Raw genomic sequence first — 15220 nt, 5'->3', positions numbered from 1 at the left:
TCATGTTTCAGAGCCTGATTGATGTCATCCTGCCGGTATTTCTGGTCATCGGTGCGGGGTATATCGCCACCCGGCGGGGGTATTTTCAGGCCAGTCATGTCGATGGGCTGATGAAATTCACCCAGAGCTTTGCCATCCCCTGCCTGTTGTTCCGCGCCATTGCGACGCTCGATCTGTCGGCGAGTTTCGATCCGCGCCTGCTGATCAGTTTCTACACCGGCGCCGCGGCCTGTTTCTGTCTGGGCATGGCGGGCGCGCGGCTGATTTTCAAACGCGACTGGGAAGATTGCGTGGCGATCGGGTTTTGCTGCCTGTTCTCCAATTCGGTCCTGCTGGGGCTGCCGATCACGGAACGGGCCTATGGTGCCGACAATCTGACCGGCAACTATGCGATCATCGCCTTTCACTCGCCGTTTTGCTACGGGCTGGGGATCACGGTGATGGAGATCGTGCGCAGCCGGGGCGCTGGCAGCAGCAAGACCGTGAAGGCCGTGCTGAGCGCGATGTTCAAGAATGTGCTGATCCTGGGCATCGCCCTGGGGTTTGTCGTCAATCTCTCGGGCCTGTGGATCCCGCAGGCGGTGGATGAGGCGCTGTCGCTGGTCATTCGCGCCGCCCTGCCTGCGGCGCTGTTCGCACTGGGGGGTGTGCTGGTGCAATACCGGCCAGAGGGCGATCTGCGCGCCATTGGCTTTGTCTGCGCGATCTCATTGATGGTGCATCCGGCAATTGTCTGGAGCATGGGCACGGCGCTGAAGGTGCAGCCGGATCTGTTCCGCTCCGGCGTGCTGAACGCGGCCATGGCGCCGGGGTTCAACGCCTATATCTTTGCCAATATGTATGGGCGCGCGAAACGGGTGGCGGCCTCCTCGGTGCTGATTGCGACCGGCAGCTGTATCCTGACAGTCTGGCTGTGGCTGCTGATCCTGGGCTGAGGGGGCAAACAAACAGGGGCGCCGCAGCGCCCCCGATGGTCTGTTTCCATGGCGCCCGTCAGTCGCCGTCCGCCACCCCGGCCTGACGCAGCCGCGCGCGGCGGGCGCGGTAGCTGGGCAGGATCACCAGAATGGCTGCCAGCCCCAGCAGGCCGATGGTCATCGGGCGTTCCATCAGGAAGCCCAGCCCATCATAGAGCTGCATCGAGCGGGAGAAATTATCCTCCAGCATCGACCCCAGGATGAAGCCGATCAGCAAGGGCGCAAGCGGATAGTCGGCAAAGCGCAGCACCGTGGCACAGATCCCCAAACCCACAAGGATCAGCAACTCTGTCGCATTGTTCTGCCCGATATAGGCCCCCATCAGCGTAAAGAAGAAGATGAAGGGGATCAGGTAGTTGCGCGGGACCGCCAGCACCTTGGCAATATAGGGGATCAGCGGCAGATTGAGGATCAGCAGGACCAGATTGCCGACATACATCGAGATGATCACGGCCCAGAAGATCTCCGGCTCATCCACCATCAGGCGCGGACCGGGCGAAACATTGAGCGCAATCAGCGCCCCCAGAAGGATCGCAGTGGTGCCGGAGCCAGGAATGCCCAGCGTCAGCAGTGGCACAAAGGAGCCGGTGCAGGCCGCGTTATTGGCGCTTTCGGGCGCGGCGAGGCCTTTGATCGAGCCTTTGCCGAACTCTTTCTGTTCGTCCTTAGGCGCGATATTGCGCTCCACCGCGTAGCCCAGGAAGGAAGCGATGGTGGCTCCGGCCCCCGGCAGGACGCCGATCAGAAAGCCCTGGATCGACTGACGGCCAATCACCGGCGCGATGGACTTGGCCTCCGCTCTGGTGATGCGCAGATCCTTGATCTCGCTGCTGCCGCCTTCGCTGGCAGAGCGGCTGGGATCAAGCACCAGATAAAGCGCCTCCGGCAGGGCGAACATCGCCATCGCCAGCGTGATGAAACCGAAGCCCGACTGAAGATCCATGATGCCCATGGTAAAGCGGGGCATGTTGAACAGCGCGCCCTCGCCCACAGTGGCCATGATCAGGCCAAGCACGGTCATCAGCAGCGCCTTCACCACCTGGCCGGTCCCCGCAAAGGCGGCGATGGCCGACAGCCCCACCACCATCAAGGCGAAGTATTCGGCGGAGTGGAACAGCAGCGCGACGCTGGCCAGTGCAGGCGCGAAAATCATCAGCAGGACGGCACCAATAGTGCCGCCGCAGAAGGAGGAGATCGCGGCCACGGTCAGCGCCTTGCCGGCCTTGCCCTGCCGCGCCAGCGGGTAACCATCGAAGGACGTTGCCACTGTCGAGGCCACGCCCGGCGCGTTGATCAGGATTGACGAGGTGGAGCCGCCAAAGATGGCGCCATAATAGACCCCGGCCAGCAGGATCAGCGCCGCCGAAGGATCGCCGATGGAAATCGCCACCGGGATCATGATGGAAATGATGCTCATCGGGCCGAGACCCGGCAACATGCCGATAAAGGTGCCGATGAGGCAGCCACCGATGACCATCAGCAGGTTGCTGAGGGAAAAGGCGGTGCCGAGGCCGATCAGAATACCGTCCAGCATATCAGACTCCATTGCCAAGGAAGAGCGGCAGCGGGCGTAGGTAGATGCCCAGCACCCCCTGCACGAGATACCAGACCACGCCTGCCGCAAGGACGGCGATGGGGATCAGGATATGCAGCTTGCGTTCGCCCAGGATCATGGCGCTGATCACCAGAAAGCCGACGGTTGCGATCAGGAACCCAACCGGGCGCAGCGCCAGTGCATAGATCGCCATCATCGCCAGCAGTGCAACGGCCTGCCCCAGCTTGTAATCCAGCAGGCGGCGGTAATCGATGTCACCCGTCTTTGGGCCTGCATCGGATTTCTGCGGCGACAGCAGGATGATCAAAGCACAGATCACCGCCAGTACCGACAACCCCTTGGGGAAGGTGCTGGGCCAGATGGCATTGAATTTCATGAACGGCGGCAGCCCTTCGTCCATGGTGAAAAAGGCCGTGTAGCCATAGGCGAGGCTGATCATGAGGATGACCAGCGCGATCCATCGGTCGAGCGCCATGAGGCTCTCCCCCCCTTTGGTGAGATATGTTCAGAATGAAACCTGAGAGGCAGCGCGGCTCCTCCCGAAGATCTGCGCCGCCGGTTTCTGTCGTCAGAGGCGGGCGCCCGACACCTCTCGGACCGGACGCCTGTCTGCTCTGCCAGACTTAGAGGAAGCCGAGTTCCTGCATCAGGCTCTTGATGACTTCTTCCTGACCTTCCAGGAAGCTGACGAAATCATCGCCGCTGTTGTGGATGTTGACCCACCCGTTGCGGGCGCGGACCTCTTCCCATTCGGGGGTGTCATACATCTTGGCCAGGGCCGCGCGATAGGCGTCGACCTTTTCCTGCGGAAGGCCGGGGGCGCCAAAGAAACCGCGCCAGTTGACGAAGGTTGCGTCGATCCCCTGTTCTTTCATCGTGGGGGCGTCTGCATAGGCCGGCACGCGGTCCTCGGCGGTGACACCGATGATTTTCACCTCGCCTGCGTTGGCCAGATCAATCGCCTCGGAGAAACCGGTGGAGAGTGCTGCGATTTCACCGGACAGCAGCGCCGCCATGGCAACCCCGCCTGCATCATAGGGGATGTATTTCACCGCCGTCGGCTCTTCGCCTGCGGCCTTCATCACCATTGCGGCAACCAGATGGTCCATGCCACCGGGTACCGAGCCACCGCCGATGGCGGTCTTGCGCGGATCGGCCTGATAGGCGGCGATCAGATCGGACATGGAGTTGATCGGGCTGTCCTTGCCCACCACGATGGCCGCGTAATCGCCAATGGTGCCTGCGACCATGGTGAGGTCACGGAAGTTATGCGGGAAGACACCAGTCAGCGAGCGGATCACAATCGGGGTGGAGTTCACCATCAGGGTGCCGTGGTTGCTCTCGGCGTTTTCGATCAGATAGCCGATCGCCTTGCCACCGCCGCCGCCGGACATGTTCTCGTAGGAGGCATTGCCCACAAGCCCCGCCTTGGTCAGCGCCTCACCGGTGCCGCGCGCGGTGCCGTCCCAGCCGCCGCCTGCGCCGCCGGGGATCAGAAAGTGGATGCTGTCCACCATCTCATCTGCGGAAACCGGCGCCGCAAAGGCCAGTGTCGCAGCGGTCACCGCCATCAGGGCGCGCCGGGTCAAAGTCGTTTTCATCTGTTTGTCCTCCCATTTGACAAATGGCGGCTTGGCCGCTCATGACTGGAAGGGAACACGTTAAGCTGACACAAACCTGTCACACCCGATGCAGCCGCCACCTGCCCGGCCACCTGGATGAATGGACTCCCATGCGCTTCTTGCTGGTTGAAGACAATCTGAGCCTTGCGGCCGCCGTCGAGGACCGGCTGCGGATGGATGGCCATGTGGTGGATCACGCCCCCGATCTTGCGGTGGCGGATGACTATGCGGCGACCGCGGATTACGATTTGATTTTACTGGATATTATGTTGCCAGACGGGGATGGCCGCAGCTTCTTGAAATCCCATCGCAACCGTCAGGGCACAACGCCGGTGATCGTGCTGACGGCACGGTCCGAGGTGTCGGACAGGGTTGGTGTGCTGGATCTGGGGGCGGATGACTACATCACCAAACCCTTTGATTTTTCCGAGCTGGAGGCGCGCTGCCGGGCGGTGCTGCGGCGCCATGGTGGCGGCAGTTCCAACCAGAAACGATTCGGTGCGCTGATCTTTGATCCGCTTGCCGGAACCCTGACGGTGGGCGGCAGAACCGTATCGCTGCGCAACAAGGAGCTGCGGCTGCTGGAGATTTTCATCAACGCGCCGGACCGTATCTTTTCCAAGTCGAAACTGGTGGACCGGTTGTTCTCCTATGAGGAGGACGTTTCGGAAAATGCGATCGAGGTCTATGTGGCGCGGCTGCGCAAGCATCTGGCCGGATCTGAGGTGGAGATCACCACGGTGCGCGGCCTTGGCTACCGGATGTCGCTTGCATGAGCGAGGCCATCCGCACCAGTGGGTCGATCCGGCGGCGTCTCACGCTGCAACTGGTGGGGAGTGCGGCCTTTCTGGCGTCGCTCTTGTTCTTTATCGTGCTGGTCTTCACCCGCGATGTGTCGCAGCAGACCCATGACAGCATTCTACAGGCCTCGGCCACCTCGATCATGGATTCCGTTTCGGTCCGCTCGGGCGATGTGACAGTGGATATCCCCTATGCGGCGCTGTCGATGCTGGGCAACGTCAGCAATGACCGGGTATTTTATCGCGTCGCGCAGGATCAGCTGGTGCTGACCGGTTACGACGACCTGCCCCGACCCGACCCGTTGCCGCGACAGGGGGCGCCCCGGTTTCAAACGCTGAGCTACAAGGGCGACAGCATTCGGATGGTGACGCTGGCGCGGCGGGTTTCGCTGGGCGGGCAGGCATCCGACCTGATTATTTCGGTGGCGCAGACCCGCGAGGGGCAATCGGCGCAGCTGGCGCAGCTGACACGCCGCGCCTTGCAGCTGGGGGTCGGTTTCTTTGTCATTGCCGCAGTCCTCGCGATCTGGGCGGCGCAATCCAGTGTGCGGCCGCTGGCCGAACTTGCCGGGGCGGTGTCGCGGCGCGGGCCCAAGGATCTGCGCCCGGTGCGCAGGCCCGTGCCCTCGGAGATGATCCCGCTGGTGTCCTCGCTCAACCGGTTTATCGACCGGCTGCGGATTTCGCTGTCTCGGTCGGAGGATTTCATCGCCGAGGCCGCGCACCGGGTGCGCACGCCGCTGGCCACTGTGCGCACGCAGGCGGAGATCACGCTGCGCCGGGTTGAGCGGGACGAAAACCGCGCCTCGCTGCGCGAGATGATCCGCGCAATTGACGAAAGCTCGCGCGCGGCGGGTCAGCTGCTGGATCATGCGATGGTGACCTTTCGCACTGACAGCCTCTTGCGCGAAGAGGTGGATCTGGGGGCCCTCTGCCGGGAGCTTCTGAACCGGCTTCGTCCGATTGCCGAGCTGAAGGATATCGCGCTGCATTGCGACCTGCCGCAGACACCGGCCCTGTCGGGTGATCCGATCCTGATCCAGAACGCGGTGCGCAACCTCTTGGACAATGCAATCAAATATGCGCCGGGCGAAAGCGACGTGCAGGTGATCCTGCGCCGGGAGGGACAGGCGCTGCGGCTGAGCATCATCGATGAGGCTGGTGGGTTTCCGGATGGCGACACCGACGCGCTGACCGCGCGGTTTGCCCGTGGCACAAACGCCGAAGGCACCATCGGCTCCGGTCTTGGCCTTACCATCGCGCGCGAGGTGGTTGAGGCCCATGGCGGACGGCTGAGCATTGCCCCCAGCGAGGCCACCACCGGCCCGCCAGCGGCGGCCCCAAGACGGGAGGGATCATGCGTATCCTTGTATTTTCCGCTGTCGTGAGCCGCCCGGTGCGGGGTCTGTGTCTGGCGCTACTGGCGCTTGTTCAGCTGGGGATCGCAGCGCAGGCGTTTGAAATCGAAGATCGTCGTCGCTTTGGGCCTGCCGCAGCCGAGGCGGCACCGGATCTGCTGCGGGTTCTGTCAACCACAGACACCGATCTGCTGGCGCCGCTTGTCGATAGCTTCCTGCGGACGCGACCGACCGTGGTGGTGGACTATGTTGCTGTCAGCAGTGCCGAGCTGATGCGGGCGGTCGTGGAGGAGAACGCGCCGTTTGATCTGGCCGTTTCCTCGGCGCTGGATTTGCAGACCAAACTGGCCAATGACGGCTATACACTGGCGCACCGCTCCACCACGACGGCGCAGCTGCCGGTCTGGGGCAACTGGCGCGACCATGTCTTTGCCTTCTCGCAGGAGCCTGCGTCGATTGTGCTGTCTCCGGCGGCCTTTGAGGGGCTGGAGATGCCGCGCAGCCGGCAGGCGCTGATGTCGCTCTTACGGCGATACCCCAACCGGTTCCGGGGCCGCATCGGCACCTATGATGTCGAGACCAGCGGCCTTGGCTATCTGTTTGCGACGCAGGATCTGCGCACCTCAGAGAGTTTCTGGCGGATGATGGAGATTTTCGGCAGTCTTGACCTGCGGCTCTATTGCTGTTCCAGCGAGATGATCGAGGCGGTCGCGCGGGGAGATCTGGCGATTGCCTATAACGTGCTGGGCAGCTACGCCCGCGCGCGGGATGATCTGGCGGATCGGATCGAAATCGTGGATCCGCAGGATTACACCAACATGATGCTGCGCACCGCAGTGGTTCTGAAGGGGGCTGAGCGGCCGGATCTGGCCGGCGCCTTTATCGACCATCTGCTGCGCGCGGCCTGGGGAAGCAGCCGCGATCCGGCCTATCCGTTCCCAAGGTATCCAACCGGGGCCGCCAGCCCCGAGGCGGCGCTGCGCCCGATCCAGATGGGACCGGGGCTGCTGGTGTTTCTGGACCGGCTGAAACGGGCGCGTTTTATCGAAGAATGGCGCAGCACCGTGTTGCAGAAATAAGCCCGCCTGCCGCCCGCACCGCTCAACGATAGAGCAGCGACTGGCCGTTGTGGAACAGATGCAGCTTGGCCGGGTCGGCGTAGAGCCGCACAGAGGAGCCGCGCAACCCCTTGTGAATGCCGGGGAGTTTCGCAATCAGGGGATCCTTGCCCTCACCTGCGGCGATGTAGAGCACCGTCACCTCACCCAGAGCCTCCACAATATCGACGCGGCTGTCGATCAGCGCGCCGCCTGTGCCGGTTTCGACCAGATCCTCGGGCCGGACGCCGACATTCACCGCGAGCCCCTGATCGGCGTCGGTCGTGGGGATATCGGCGATGACCTCTTCCCCACTGTTGAGCCGCACGGTGGTGCGTGGGCCAGTGGCGATCACAGTGCCGGGAATGAGGTTCATTGCGGGCGAGCCGATGAACTGGGCCACAAATTCATTCTCCGGGCGCTGGTACAGCTCCAGTGGCGTGCCGACCTGTGCGATGCCTTTGTCGGCCAGAACCACAATGCGGCTGGCCAGCGTCATCGCCTCCACCTGATCATGGGTCACATAGATCATGGTGCTGTCCGGCATCGCCTCTTTCAGCTGGGCGATTTCGATCCTTGTGGCGACCCGCAGGGCCGCGTCCAGATTTGAGAGTGGCTCGTCAAAGAGATAGACCTTCGGATCACGCACGATGGAGCGACCGATGGCGACCCGCTGGCGCTGCCCGCCCGACAGCGCCTTGGGCAGGCGGTCGAGATAAGGCTCCAGCTGCAGGATCTTGGCGGCGCGGTCGATGGCGGCGTCGATCTCAGGCTTGCTTTTCTTGGCGATTTTCAGCGCAAAGGCCATGTTGTCGCGAACGGTCATATGCGGATAGAGCGCATAGGACTGGAACACCATCGCGATGCCCCGCTGGGCGGGCGGGATATCATTCATCACCGCATCGTCGATTTCCAGCGTGCCGCCGCTGATCCGCTCCAGCCCCGCGATCATCCGCAGCAGGGTGGATTTGCCGCAGCCGGAGGGGCCGACAAAGACGATCAGCTCCCCCTGTTTGATATCGAGATTGATATCTCTCAGGACCTCGACGCCGCCCCCGTAGGTCTTGGCGACATTGGTCAATTTCAGGTTTGCCATCTACTGGTCCCTCCCCTGCTCGTCGTTTCTGTCAGACCCGCACCGCAAGGCAGGCCTGCCACGGTGCCAGCGCGACACGGGCGCCGCTTTGCGGCAGGTCGGCCAGGGCGATGTCGGTGTCGGGCCTGCGCCATGTGCCCTCCGGCAGGGTGATCTCTGCCGGGGTGTCCCCCAGATTGAAAGCGCAGAAGATCACCTCGTCACGGTCCTGACGGGTGAAGAAGGCGACATTGCCCTCTGCCCGCAGCTGGTCATGAGTGCCCACCGCGAGCGCCGGATGTGCCTTGCGCAGGGCGATGGCGCGGCGGTAGTGGTGCAGCATGGCCTGCGGGTCGGCTTCCTGACTGGCGACGCTCAGGCTGAGATGCTCGGGCGAGACGGGCAGCCATGGCTTGCCTTCGCTGAAGCCGCCTGCGCTGTTTGACGGTTCCCAGACCATTGGCGTACGGCAGCCGTCGCGGCCCTTGAATTCGGGCCAGAACTCAATGCCATAGGGGTCCTGCAGATCTTCAAAGGCGATGTCTGCCTCTGGCAGGCCCAGCTCCTCGCCCTGATAGATGCAGGTGGTGCCGCGCAGGCACATCATCATGGTGGTGAACAGGCGCTGCGCCTCCGGGCTGAGATCCCAGCGGCTGCTGTGGCGGATCACATCGTGGTTGGAAAACGCCCAGCAGGCCCAGCCGCTGGCCGCAACGCGGTCCACCTCGGCAAAGACTTCGGCCAGCCGGGAGGCGGTCAGCACATCCTTGGCCAGGAGCTCAAAGGCGTAGCACATGTGAACGCCGCTGTTGCCTGCCGTGTAGCTGCCCATGATCTCAAGACCGCGCTGCGCGTCGCCCACCTCGCCCACGGCCGCCTTGGCCGGGTATTCATCCAGAAGCGCGCGGAACCGGCCAAGGAAGGCCAGGTTTTCCGGCTGGTTCTTTGAGTAGAGATGTTCCTGGTGATTATAGGGGTTTACCGAGGGCGCGATGGTGGCATTGCGCTGCTCTGGCGGCAGGGCCGGGTTCGACCGCAGCTCAGCGTCGTGGAAATAGAAGTTGATGGTATCCAGACGGAAGCCATCAACGCCGCGCTCCAGCCAGAAGCGGGTCACATCCAACAGCGCGTCCTGCACGGCGGGGCAATGGAAATTCAGATCCGGCTGCGAGACAAGGAAGTTGTGCAGGTAATACTGTTCCCGCCGGGGATCCCATTGCCAGGCAGAGCCGCCAAAGATCGACAGCCAGTTGTTCGGCGGCGTGCCATCGGGCTGCGGGTCGGCCCAGACGTACCAGTCAGCGCGGGCATTGTCGCGGCTCTGGCGGCTTTCGCCGAACCACGGGTGCTGGTCAGAGGTATGCGACAGCACAAGATCAATCATCACCCGCAGGCCCAGGCCGTGCGCCGTTGCGACCAGCTGGTCAAAGTCGGACAGGCTGCCGAACATCGGATCAACGTCGCAGTAGTCGGAGACGTCATAGCCGAAATCCTTCATCGGGGATGTGAAGAACGGCGAGATCCAGATCGCATCCACCCCAAGCGAAGCAATATGCGGCAGGCGCTGGGTGATGCCTCTGAGGTCACCGATGCCATCGCCGTTGCTGTCCTGATAGCTGCGCGGGTAAATCTGATAGATCACTGCACCGCGCCACCAATCGGGGTCAGCGGCGAGAACCTGTGCCGGGTCGAGTTGAGCTTGAGCGTTCATATCAGCTGTTTCCATAGTCTGTAGAGTAAGAGGCAGGACCGGTGTGATCCGGCCTGCGGATCACGTCACTTGACCGAGCCTGCAAGGAGGCCACGGACGAGGTATTTCTGCATGGCAAAGAAGACACCGAGCGGCACCGCAATCGAGACGAAGGCGGAGGTTGCGAGGATCTCCCAATTGCCGCCACGGGTGCCCAGCAGCTCAACGATCTGCTTGGTCATCACGGTGGTTTCCCCGGTGGCGTCGATCAGGAACACCATGGCCACCAGAAGGTCGTTCCAGGTCCACAGGAACTGGAAGATTGCAAATGAGGCCAGCGCCGGAAAGGACAGCGGCAGGATGATGCGGGTGAAGATCATGAAATCGGTCGCGCCATCGACACGGGCATTTTCGATGATATCGCGTGGAATGCCGACCATGTAGTTGCGCAAAAGGTAGATCGCGAGCGGCAGGCCAAAGCCGGTGTGGGCCATCCAGACGCCGATGTAGCCTTTGCCGATGCCGATCTCATTGTGGAATTTCAGCAGCGGGATCAGCGCCAGTTGCAATGGCACCACCAGCAGGCCAACGATGGCCGCCACCAGCAGGGCGCGGCCCGGAAATTCCATCCACGCCAGCGCATAGGCCGCGAAGGCGGCAACAAGGATCGGGATGATGGTTGCCGGAATGGTGACGGTTAGCGTGTTGAAAAATGCCTTGGCCATATTGTCGGTTGAATTGCCAGAGATGAGCACTGTTTCATAGTTTTCCAGCGTGAATTCCGGCGGCACGGTTGCGGTGACAAACACCCGGGGGCCGCGTTTGCCGCTGATTTCCTCGGTGCTTTCGAACCGGTAGGCGCCATCTGCCGCAACCGACAGGGTGCCGCCACGGCGCAGCTCGGCCGTTTCACCGGGCTGATAGGCGGCAGGCTCGCGCGCCGAGGTGCCCCAGGCGGAAATCTCGCTGCTGGTGTCTTCGGCAAAGAGGCGGCCCTCAATCACAAAGAGATCTCCCTGTCGCAGCTGTTCGCTGGGCGGGTCAATGCGCAGGGTCAGGTTCTGTTCACTGGGGAACATCGCGCGCCACCAGCCGCTGGTCGCGATCTGATCGGCGGTGCGGAAGGAGGACACCAAGAGGCCCAGCGTCGGGAACAGCCACAGCCCTACGAGCAGCACCACAGAAAGGCGTAAGGCCCAGGTCAGCGCAGGTTTTTGTCCGGCAATCATTGTCATGGCGGTCTCTCCTCAGCGCATTTCGCGGCGGGCGTTGTAGACGTTCCAGACCAGGATCGGCAGGACCAGAAGCATGATGACCATGGCGCTGGCGGAGCCGACGCCCCAGTCATTGGCGCGGAACAGTTTGTCGTACATGTAATTGGCCAGAACCTGCGTCTCCCACTGGCCGTTGGTCATGGCAAAGACGATGTCAAAGACCTTGAGCACAACGATGGTGATGGTGGTCCAGACGACGACGATCGTGTCCATGATCTGCGGCACCTTGATCTTGAAGAAGATCTGAAACGGTCCGGCCCCATCCACGATGGCGGCTTCAACGGTTTCTTCGGGGATGCCGCGCAGGGCTGCCGACAGGATCACCATGGCAAAACCGGTCTGGATCCAGATCAGCACCATCATCAGGAAGAAGTTGTTCCAGAACGGGATGGTCAGCCACTGCATCGGCCCGTCGCCGCCGAAATAGATGTAGAGCGCGTTCAGAACGCCGATCTGCTCGGTGCCCTCGGGGCGGGCGTCATAGACCAGTTTCCAGATCACCGCAGCCCCGACAAAGGAGATCGCCATCGGCATGAAGATCAGCGACTTCGCGATATTGCCCCAGGCCAGCCGGTCCGTCAGCTGTGCGGCCAGCAGGCCGAAGGCGGTCGAGGCGGCAGGCACCACGAGAAGCCACAGGAAATTGTTCTTGAGCGCTTCCCAGAATTTCGCCTCGGCCAGCATCTGCTGGTAGTTGGCAAGGCCGACGAATTCAGATCCGCCACCGGGCAGGCGTTCGCTGACAGAAAGGCGCAGCGTCTCGACCACCGGATAGGCCAGATAAAGCCCCAGCGCCAGCAAGGCGGGCAACAGGAACAGCCAGGGTCGGATCATGTTGGCGCGGCGGATATTGCGGGCGATATGCGCACCGCGTGCCGGAAAGATCACCCGGTCCAGCACCAGATTGGAGAAGTAGAAATAGCCGACACACCCTCCGACGCCAAAGGCGATTGTGAGCAGGCCCTGAATGGCTGGGTGCATGAGAAACTCCCTTCGCGGTGGGGTGGAGTGGGCAGATCAGCCCCCGGCAGCAACGCAGGCGGGCAGATCGGCGCGGATCTTCGATGGGAAAACTGCAAATGGTGCGGGCCGACCGGGTAGAGGCAGCCCGCACCTGTGACTTATTTCAAAGCATCCCAGGAGGACTGGATCTCGGCCGCGACCTCTTCTGCCGGGGTGCCGCCAGCGTAGCCGACCATGCCTGTCCAGAAGGAACCCGCGCCGACCGCGCCGGGCATCAGATCCGATGCGTCAAAGCGGAAGGTGTCTGCGGACAACAGGATATCGCCCATCTTTTTCAGCGTATCAGTGGCATAAAGGTCGGTGTTGACGCCCTTGTGCGGGGTCAGGAAGCCCTGCTGCGCCATCCAGACCTCATGTCCGATAGGGGATTTCAGGAATTCCATCAAGGCGCGCGCGCCCTTGCTGTCGTTGGTGATCGACCACAGGGTGCCTGCCCCCAGAACCGGGCTGCCCAGATCCTTTTCCTCATAGGCCGGGAAGTAGAAGAAATCCGCATCCAGCCCCACCTCGGTGCCTTCGGGGAAGAAGGCAGGGATGAAGGACGCCTGACGGTGCATCAGACATTGCGGCGGGCTGGCGAAAAGGCCCTTGGGGCTGTCGCGGAAATCTGTGGAGGCCACCGCCCCTGCCCCGCCCGAAACATAGGCGTCATTGCGGGCGAAATGCCCAAATTCCTCAATCGCACCGATGACGCGGGGATCGGTGAAGGGGATTTCGTTGCTGACCCATTGGTCATAGACGGACGGGTCCTGGGTGCGCAGCATCATATCCTCGACCCAGTCAGTCGCAGGCCAGCCCGTGGCGCCACCGGACCCCAGACCAATACACCAGGGCGTATTGCCATCCTCGACCATCTGATCGGTCAGCGCCTTCAGCTCTTCCATCGACTGCGGCACGTCGTAGCCGAAATCCTCAAAGGTCTCAGGCACGTACCAGACAAGGGATTTCACATCGACCTTGTAGAACAGGCCAAAGAGATCCTCGTTGCCATCCGGCCCCTTGAAGGTGCTGAGATCGACCCAGGAGTCGCCAGCGGCGTAGTTTTCACGCACCCAGTCGGCGGTGTCGCTGCCCAGAGGCGAGATAAAGCCGCGCCGCGCCATGTCCGCCACCAGTCCCGGCTGCGGGAAGACGGCGATGTTGGGTGCGGAGCCGGCCTCGGCGTCCACGACGATCTGCTGTTCGAAACTGTCGGAGCCGGTGTAACGCACATCGGCGCCGGTAGCCTCGGCAAAATAGGCCAGCACTTTCTCGACCAGTGCCTGATCGGGGCCAAGCCAGGGTCCGAAGACGGTGACCTGTTCACCGGCAAGATCGGTCGCCTTTAGCGCCTCGAAGCTGTCCCAGTTGAACTCTCCCTCACCGACCGGAAAGGTCAGCGCCCCGTCGGCCTGCGCAAGTCCGGCTGTCAATGCCAACACGCCCGCAGCGGCAGTAAGCCTGCGTTTCATGATATTTCCTCCCGATAATCACAACGCCCTGCCAGATCCTGTTTGATCCGGTTATCCAAAGCGCTTTGGATTTCGCTACACTTCTAGATTCGCGCGGCGCTGTCAACAAATTACCAAGAAACACCTCTTATCTCTTAATTCAAACGGCCCTTGCCAGCCTCACCTCACCCCTGCCATAACTACCTGAGCATGAGCACTGCGTTGCGATATGCGCCCGAAATATCAAAGCGCTTTGGAGACTTTCCGTATGAATCTGAAGGAACTGGCCGCCCATCTGAACCTGTCACAGACAACGGTCAGCCGTGCGTTGAATGGGTTTCCCGAAGTAAGCGAAGCCACCCGCAGGCGGGTTGCGGCGGCGGCGGAGCAGCACAACTACCGCCCCAACACCCGCGCCAAGGCGCTGGCAACCGGGCGGGCAATGGCCATCGGCCATGTGATTCCGCTGTCATCGCAGCATGAGATGGTGAACCCGATCTTTGGCGATTTCATCGCCGGAGCGGGCGAGAGCTACGCCAAGGCCGGCTATGACATGGTGCTGTCGCTGGTCGAGGACAGCAAACAGGAAAAGGCCTATCGCGAGATGGCGGCGAAGCGGAACGTCGATGGCATCGTGCTGCATGCGCCGCGCATGTCGGACCCGCGGATTGCACTGTTGCGCGATATTGGCCTGCCTTTTGCGGTGCATGGCCGGGCCTCCGATCTGGAGGGGCCGTACAGCTGGCTGGATGTGAACAACAAAAGCGCCTTTGAACGGGCGACACAATTCCTGCTCGATCTCGGGCATCGGCGGATCTGTCTGGTCAATGGTCTGGAGAGCATGGATTTCGCATGGCGCCGTCGCGCAGGCTACGAATGCGCGCTGACCGCAGCGGGCATCCCCCTGGATCCCGCGCTGATGTTTGCCGAGGAAATGACCGAGAGCTACGGTCACCGCACCGTCGTACACACTCAGGCCATGGCCGATCCGCCCACCGCCTATCTGGTGTCGTCGATCATCCCGGCGATGGGTGTGCGCCGCGCAATCGAGGATTCGGGGCGCCAGATGGGGCGCGATATTTCGGTGATCACCCATGACGATGATCTCTCCTATCTGCGCAATGGCGATGAGCTGCCGCAATTCACCGCGACGCTTTCTTCTGTGCAGGAGGCCGGCCGACAGCTGGCCGACCTGCTGCTGGCGCAGATCCGCGATCCGGGTGACGCCCCTTTGACACGCCTGCTGGAAGCGCAGCTGACGGTTGGCCGCTCCACCGGGCCTGCGCCGTCGCGCTAGACTCACCGCTGCCCGCACCATC

At 62.4% G+C, this 15220-nt stretch carries 13 protein-coding genes; 5 read left to right on the top strand and 8 right to left on the bottom strand.

The window, feature by feature from the left end; translation table 11 throughout:
- Nucleotides 1-2 precede the first annotated feature (2 nt).
- The gene (locus WLQ66_RS02940; protein WP_340544869.1) at nucleotides 3-935 is read left to right on the top strand and encodes an AEC family transporter; all 933 of its coding nucleotides are present in this window, start codon (nucleotides 3-5) and stop codon (nucleotides 933-935) included.
- 58 nt (nucleotides 936-993) lie between these two features.
- Here the strand turns inward: WLQ66_RS02940 and WLQ66_RS02935 are convergent, their stop codons facing one another.
- The 3 genes from WLQ66_RS02935 to WLQ66_RS02925 all read right to left on the bottom strand — a co-directional run bounded on the left by WLQ66_RS02935 (nucleotide 994) and on the right by WLQ66_RS02925 (nucleotide 4133).
- Nucleotides 994-2511, bottom strand: coding sequence for a tripartite tricarboxylate transporter permease (locus WLQ66_RS02935; RefSeq protein WP_340544868.1), 1518 nt, complete (start codon nucleotides 2509-2511; stop codon nucleotides 994-996).
- Nucleotide 2512: 1 nt separating this feature from the next.
- On the bottom strand, nucleotides 2513-3007 hold the full coding sequence (locus WLQ66_RS02930) for a tripartite tricarboxylate transporter TctB family protein (RefSeq protein WP_340544866.1): 495 nt from the start codon (nucleotides 3005-3007) through the stop codon (nucleotides 2513-2515).
- A 148-nt stretch (nucleotides 3008-3155) separates the two neighbouring features.
- A complete protein-coding gene (locus tag WLQ66_RS02925; protein ID WP_260090143.1) occupies nucleotides 3156-4133 on the bottom strand; it encodes a Bug family tripartite tricarboxylate transporter substrate binding protein in 978 nt (325 codons plus the stop codon).
- A gap of 131 nt (nucleotides 4134-4264) precedes the next feature.
- On the opposite strand from WLQ66_RS02925, the gene WLQ66_RS02920 reads away from it, so the two are divergent.
- The 3 genes from WLQ66_RS02920 to WLQ66_RS02910 are packed head-to-tail and all read left to right on the top strand — an operon-like array spanning nucleotide 4265 to nucleotide 7391.
- Entirely contained in the window at nucleotides 4265-4930 is a 666-nt protein-coding gene (locus WLQ66_RS02920; protein WP_260090142.1) for a response regulator transcription factor, read from the top strand.
- Nucleotides 4927-6342, top strand: a complete 1416-nt coding sequence (locus WLQ66_RS02915) for a sensor histidine kinase (RefSeq protein ID WP_340544864.1) — start codon at nucleotides 4927-4929, stop codon at nucleotides 6340-6342. The genes WLQ66_RS02920 and WLQ66_RS02915 overlap by 4 nt, the downstream gene beginning before the upstream one ends.
- The gene (locus WLQ66_RS02910; RefSeq protein WP_340544862.1) at nucleotides 6312-7391 is read left to right on the top strand and encodes an ABC transporter substrate-binding protein; all 1080 of its coding nucleotides are present in this window, start codon (nucleotides 6312-6314) and stop codon (nucleotides 7389-7391) included. Before WLQ66_RS02915 ends, WLQ66_RS02910 begins: the two co-directional genes overlap by 31 nt.
- A gap of 22 nt (nucleotides 7392-7413) precedes the next feature.
- On the opposite strand, the gene WLQ66_RS02905 is transcribed toward WLQ66_RS02910, so the two are convergent.
- The 5 genes from WLQ66_RS02905 to WLQ66_RS02885 form a co-directional block, all read right to left on the bottom strand.
- Nucleotides 7414-8505, bottom strand: coding sequence for an ABC transporter ATP-binding protein (locus WLQ66_RS02905; RefSeq protein WP_340544861.1), 1092 nt, complete (start codon nucleotides 8503-8505; stop codon nucleotides 7414-7416).
- A gap of 31 nt (nucleotides 8506-8536) precedes the next feature.
- A complete protein-coding gene (locus tag WLQ66_RS02900; protein WP_340544860.1) occupies nucleotides 8537-10195 on the bottom strand; it encodes an alpha-amylase family glycosyl hydrolase in 1659 nt (552 codons plus the stop codon).
- 65 nt (nucleotides 10196-10260) lie between these two features.
- Complete coding sequence (locus WLQ66_RS02895) at nucleotides 10261-11409, bottom strand: carbohydrate ABC transporter permease (RefSeq protein WP_340544858.1); 1149 nt, start codon at nucleotides 11407-11409, stop codon at nucleotides 10261-10263.
- Between the two features lie 12 nt (nucleotides 11410-11421).
- Nucleotides 11422-12429, bottom strand: coding sequence for a carbohydrate ABC transporter permease (locus tag WLQ66_RS02890; protein WP_260102984.1), 1008 nt, complete (start codon nucleotides 12427-12429; stop codon nucleotides 11422-11424).
- A 140-nt stretch (nucleotides 12430-12569) separates the two neighbouring features.
- Nucleotides 12570-13922: an ABC transporter substrate-binding protein gene (locus WLQ66_RS02885; RefSeq protein WP_340544856.1), complete on the bottom strand. Its 1353-nt coding sequence runs from the start codon at nucleotides 13920-13922 to the stop codon at nucleotides 12570-12572.
- Between the two features lie 247 nt (nucleotides 13923-14169).
- On the opposite strand from WLQ66_RS02885, the gene WLQ66_RS02880 reads away from it, so the two are divergent.
- Nucleotides 14170-15198, top strand: coding sequence for a substrate-binding domain-containing protein (locus tag WLQ66_RS02880; RefSeq protein ID WP_340544854.1), 1029 nt, complete (start codon nucleotides 14170-14172; stop codon nucleotides 15196-15198).
- Nucleotides 15199-15220: the final 22 nt, after the last annotated feature.

It is taken from the genome of Phaeobacter sp. A36a-5a, assembly GCF_037911135.1.
Taxonomy (GTDB): Bacteria; Pseudomonadota; Alphaproteobacteria; order Rhodobacterales; family Rhodobacteraceae; genus Phaeobacter; species Phaeobacter bryozoorum.
This window is presented reverse-complemented; position numbering and strand designations above follow the sequence as displayed.

Coding starts and splice junctions, on each gene's coding strand:
- WLQ66_RS02880 (WP_340544854.1), top strand. CDS start 14,170: ATGAATCTGAAGGAACTGGCCGCCCATCTGAACCTGTCACAGACAACG.
- WLQ66_RS02940 (WP_340544869.1), top strand. CDS start 3: ATGTTTCAGAGCCTGATTGATGTCATCCTGCCGGTATTTCTGGTCATC.
- WLQ66_RS02905 (WP_340544861.1), bottom strand. CDS start 8,505: ATGGCAAACCTGAAATTGACCAATGTCGCCAAGACCTACGGGGGCGGC.
- WLQ66_RS02915 (WP_340544864.1), top strand. CDS start 4,927: ATGAGCGAGGCCATCCGCACCAGTGGGTCGATCCGGCGGCGTCTCACG.
- WLQ66_RS02925 (WP_260090143.1), bottom strand. CDS start 4,133: ATGAAAACGACTTTGACCCGGCGCGCCCTGATGGCGGTGACCGCTGCG.
- WLQ66_RS02890 (WP_260102984.1), bottom strand. CDS start 12,429: ATGCACCCAGCCATTCAGGGCCTGCTCACAATCGCCTTTGGCGTCGGA.
- WLQ66_RS02895 (WP_340544858.1), bottom strand. CDS start 11,409: ATGACAATGATTGCCGGACAAAAACCTGCGCTGACCTGGGCCTTACGC.
- WLQ66_RS02900 (WP_340544860.1), bottom strand. CDS start 10,195: ATGAACGCTCAAGCTCAACTCGACCCGGCACAGGTTCTCGCCGCTGAC.
- WLQ66_RS02935 (WP_340544868.1), bottom strand. CDS start 2,511: ATGCTGGACGGTATTCTGATCGGCCTCGGCACCGCCTTTTCCCTCAGC.
- WLQ66_RS02910 (WP_340544862.1), top strand. CDS start 6,312: ATGCGTATCCTTGTATTTTCCGCTGTCGTGAGCCGCCCGGTGCGGGGT.
- WLQ66_RS02885 (WP_340544856.1), bottom strand. CDS start 13,922: ATGAAACGCAGGCTTACTGCCGCTGCGGGCGTGTTGGCATTGACAGCC.
- WLQ66_RS02930 (WP_340544866.1), bottom strand. CDS start 3,007: ATGGCGCTCGACCGATGGATCGCGCTGGTCATCCTCATGATCAGCCTC.
- WLQ66_RS02920 (WP_260090142.1), top strand. CDS start 4,265: ATGCGCTTCTTGCTGGTTGAAGACAATCTGAGCCTTGCGGCCGCCGTC.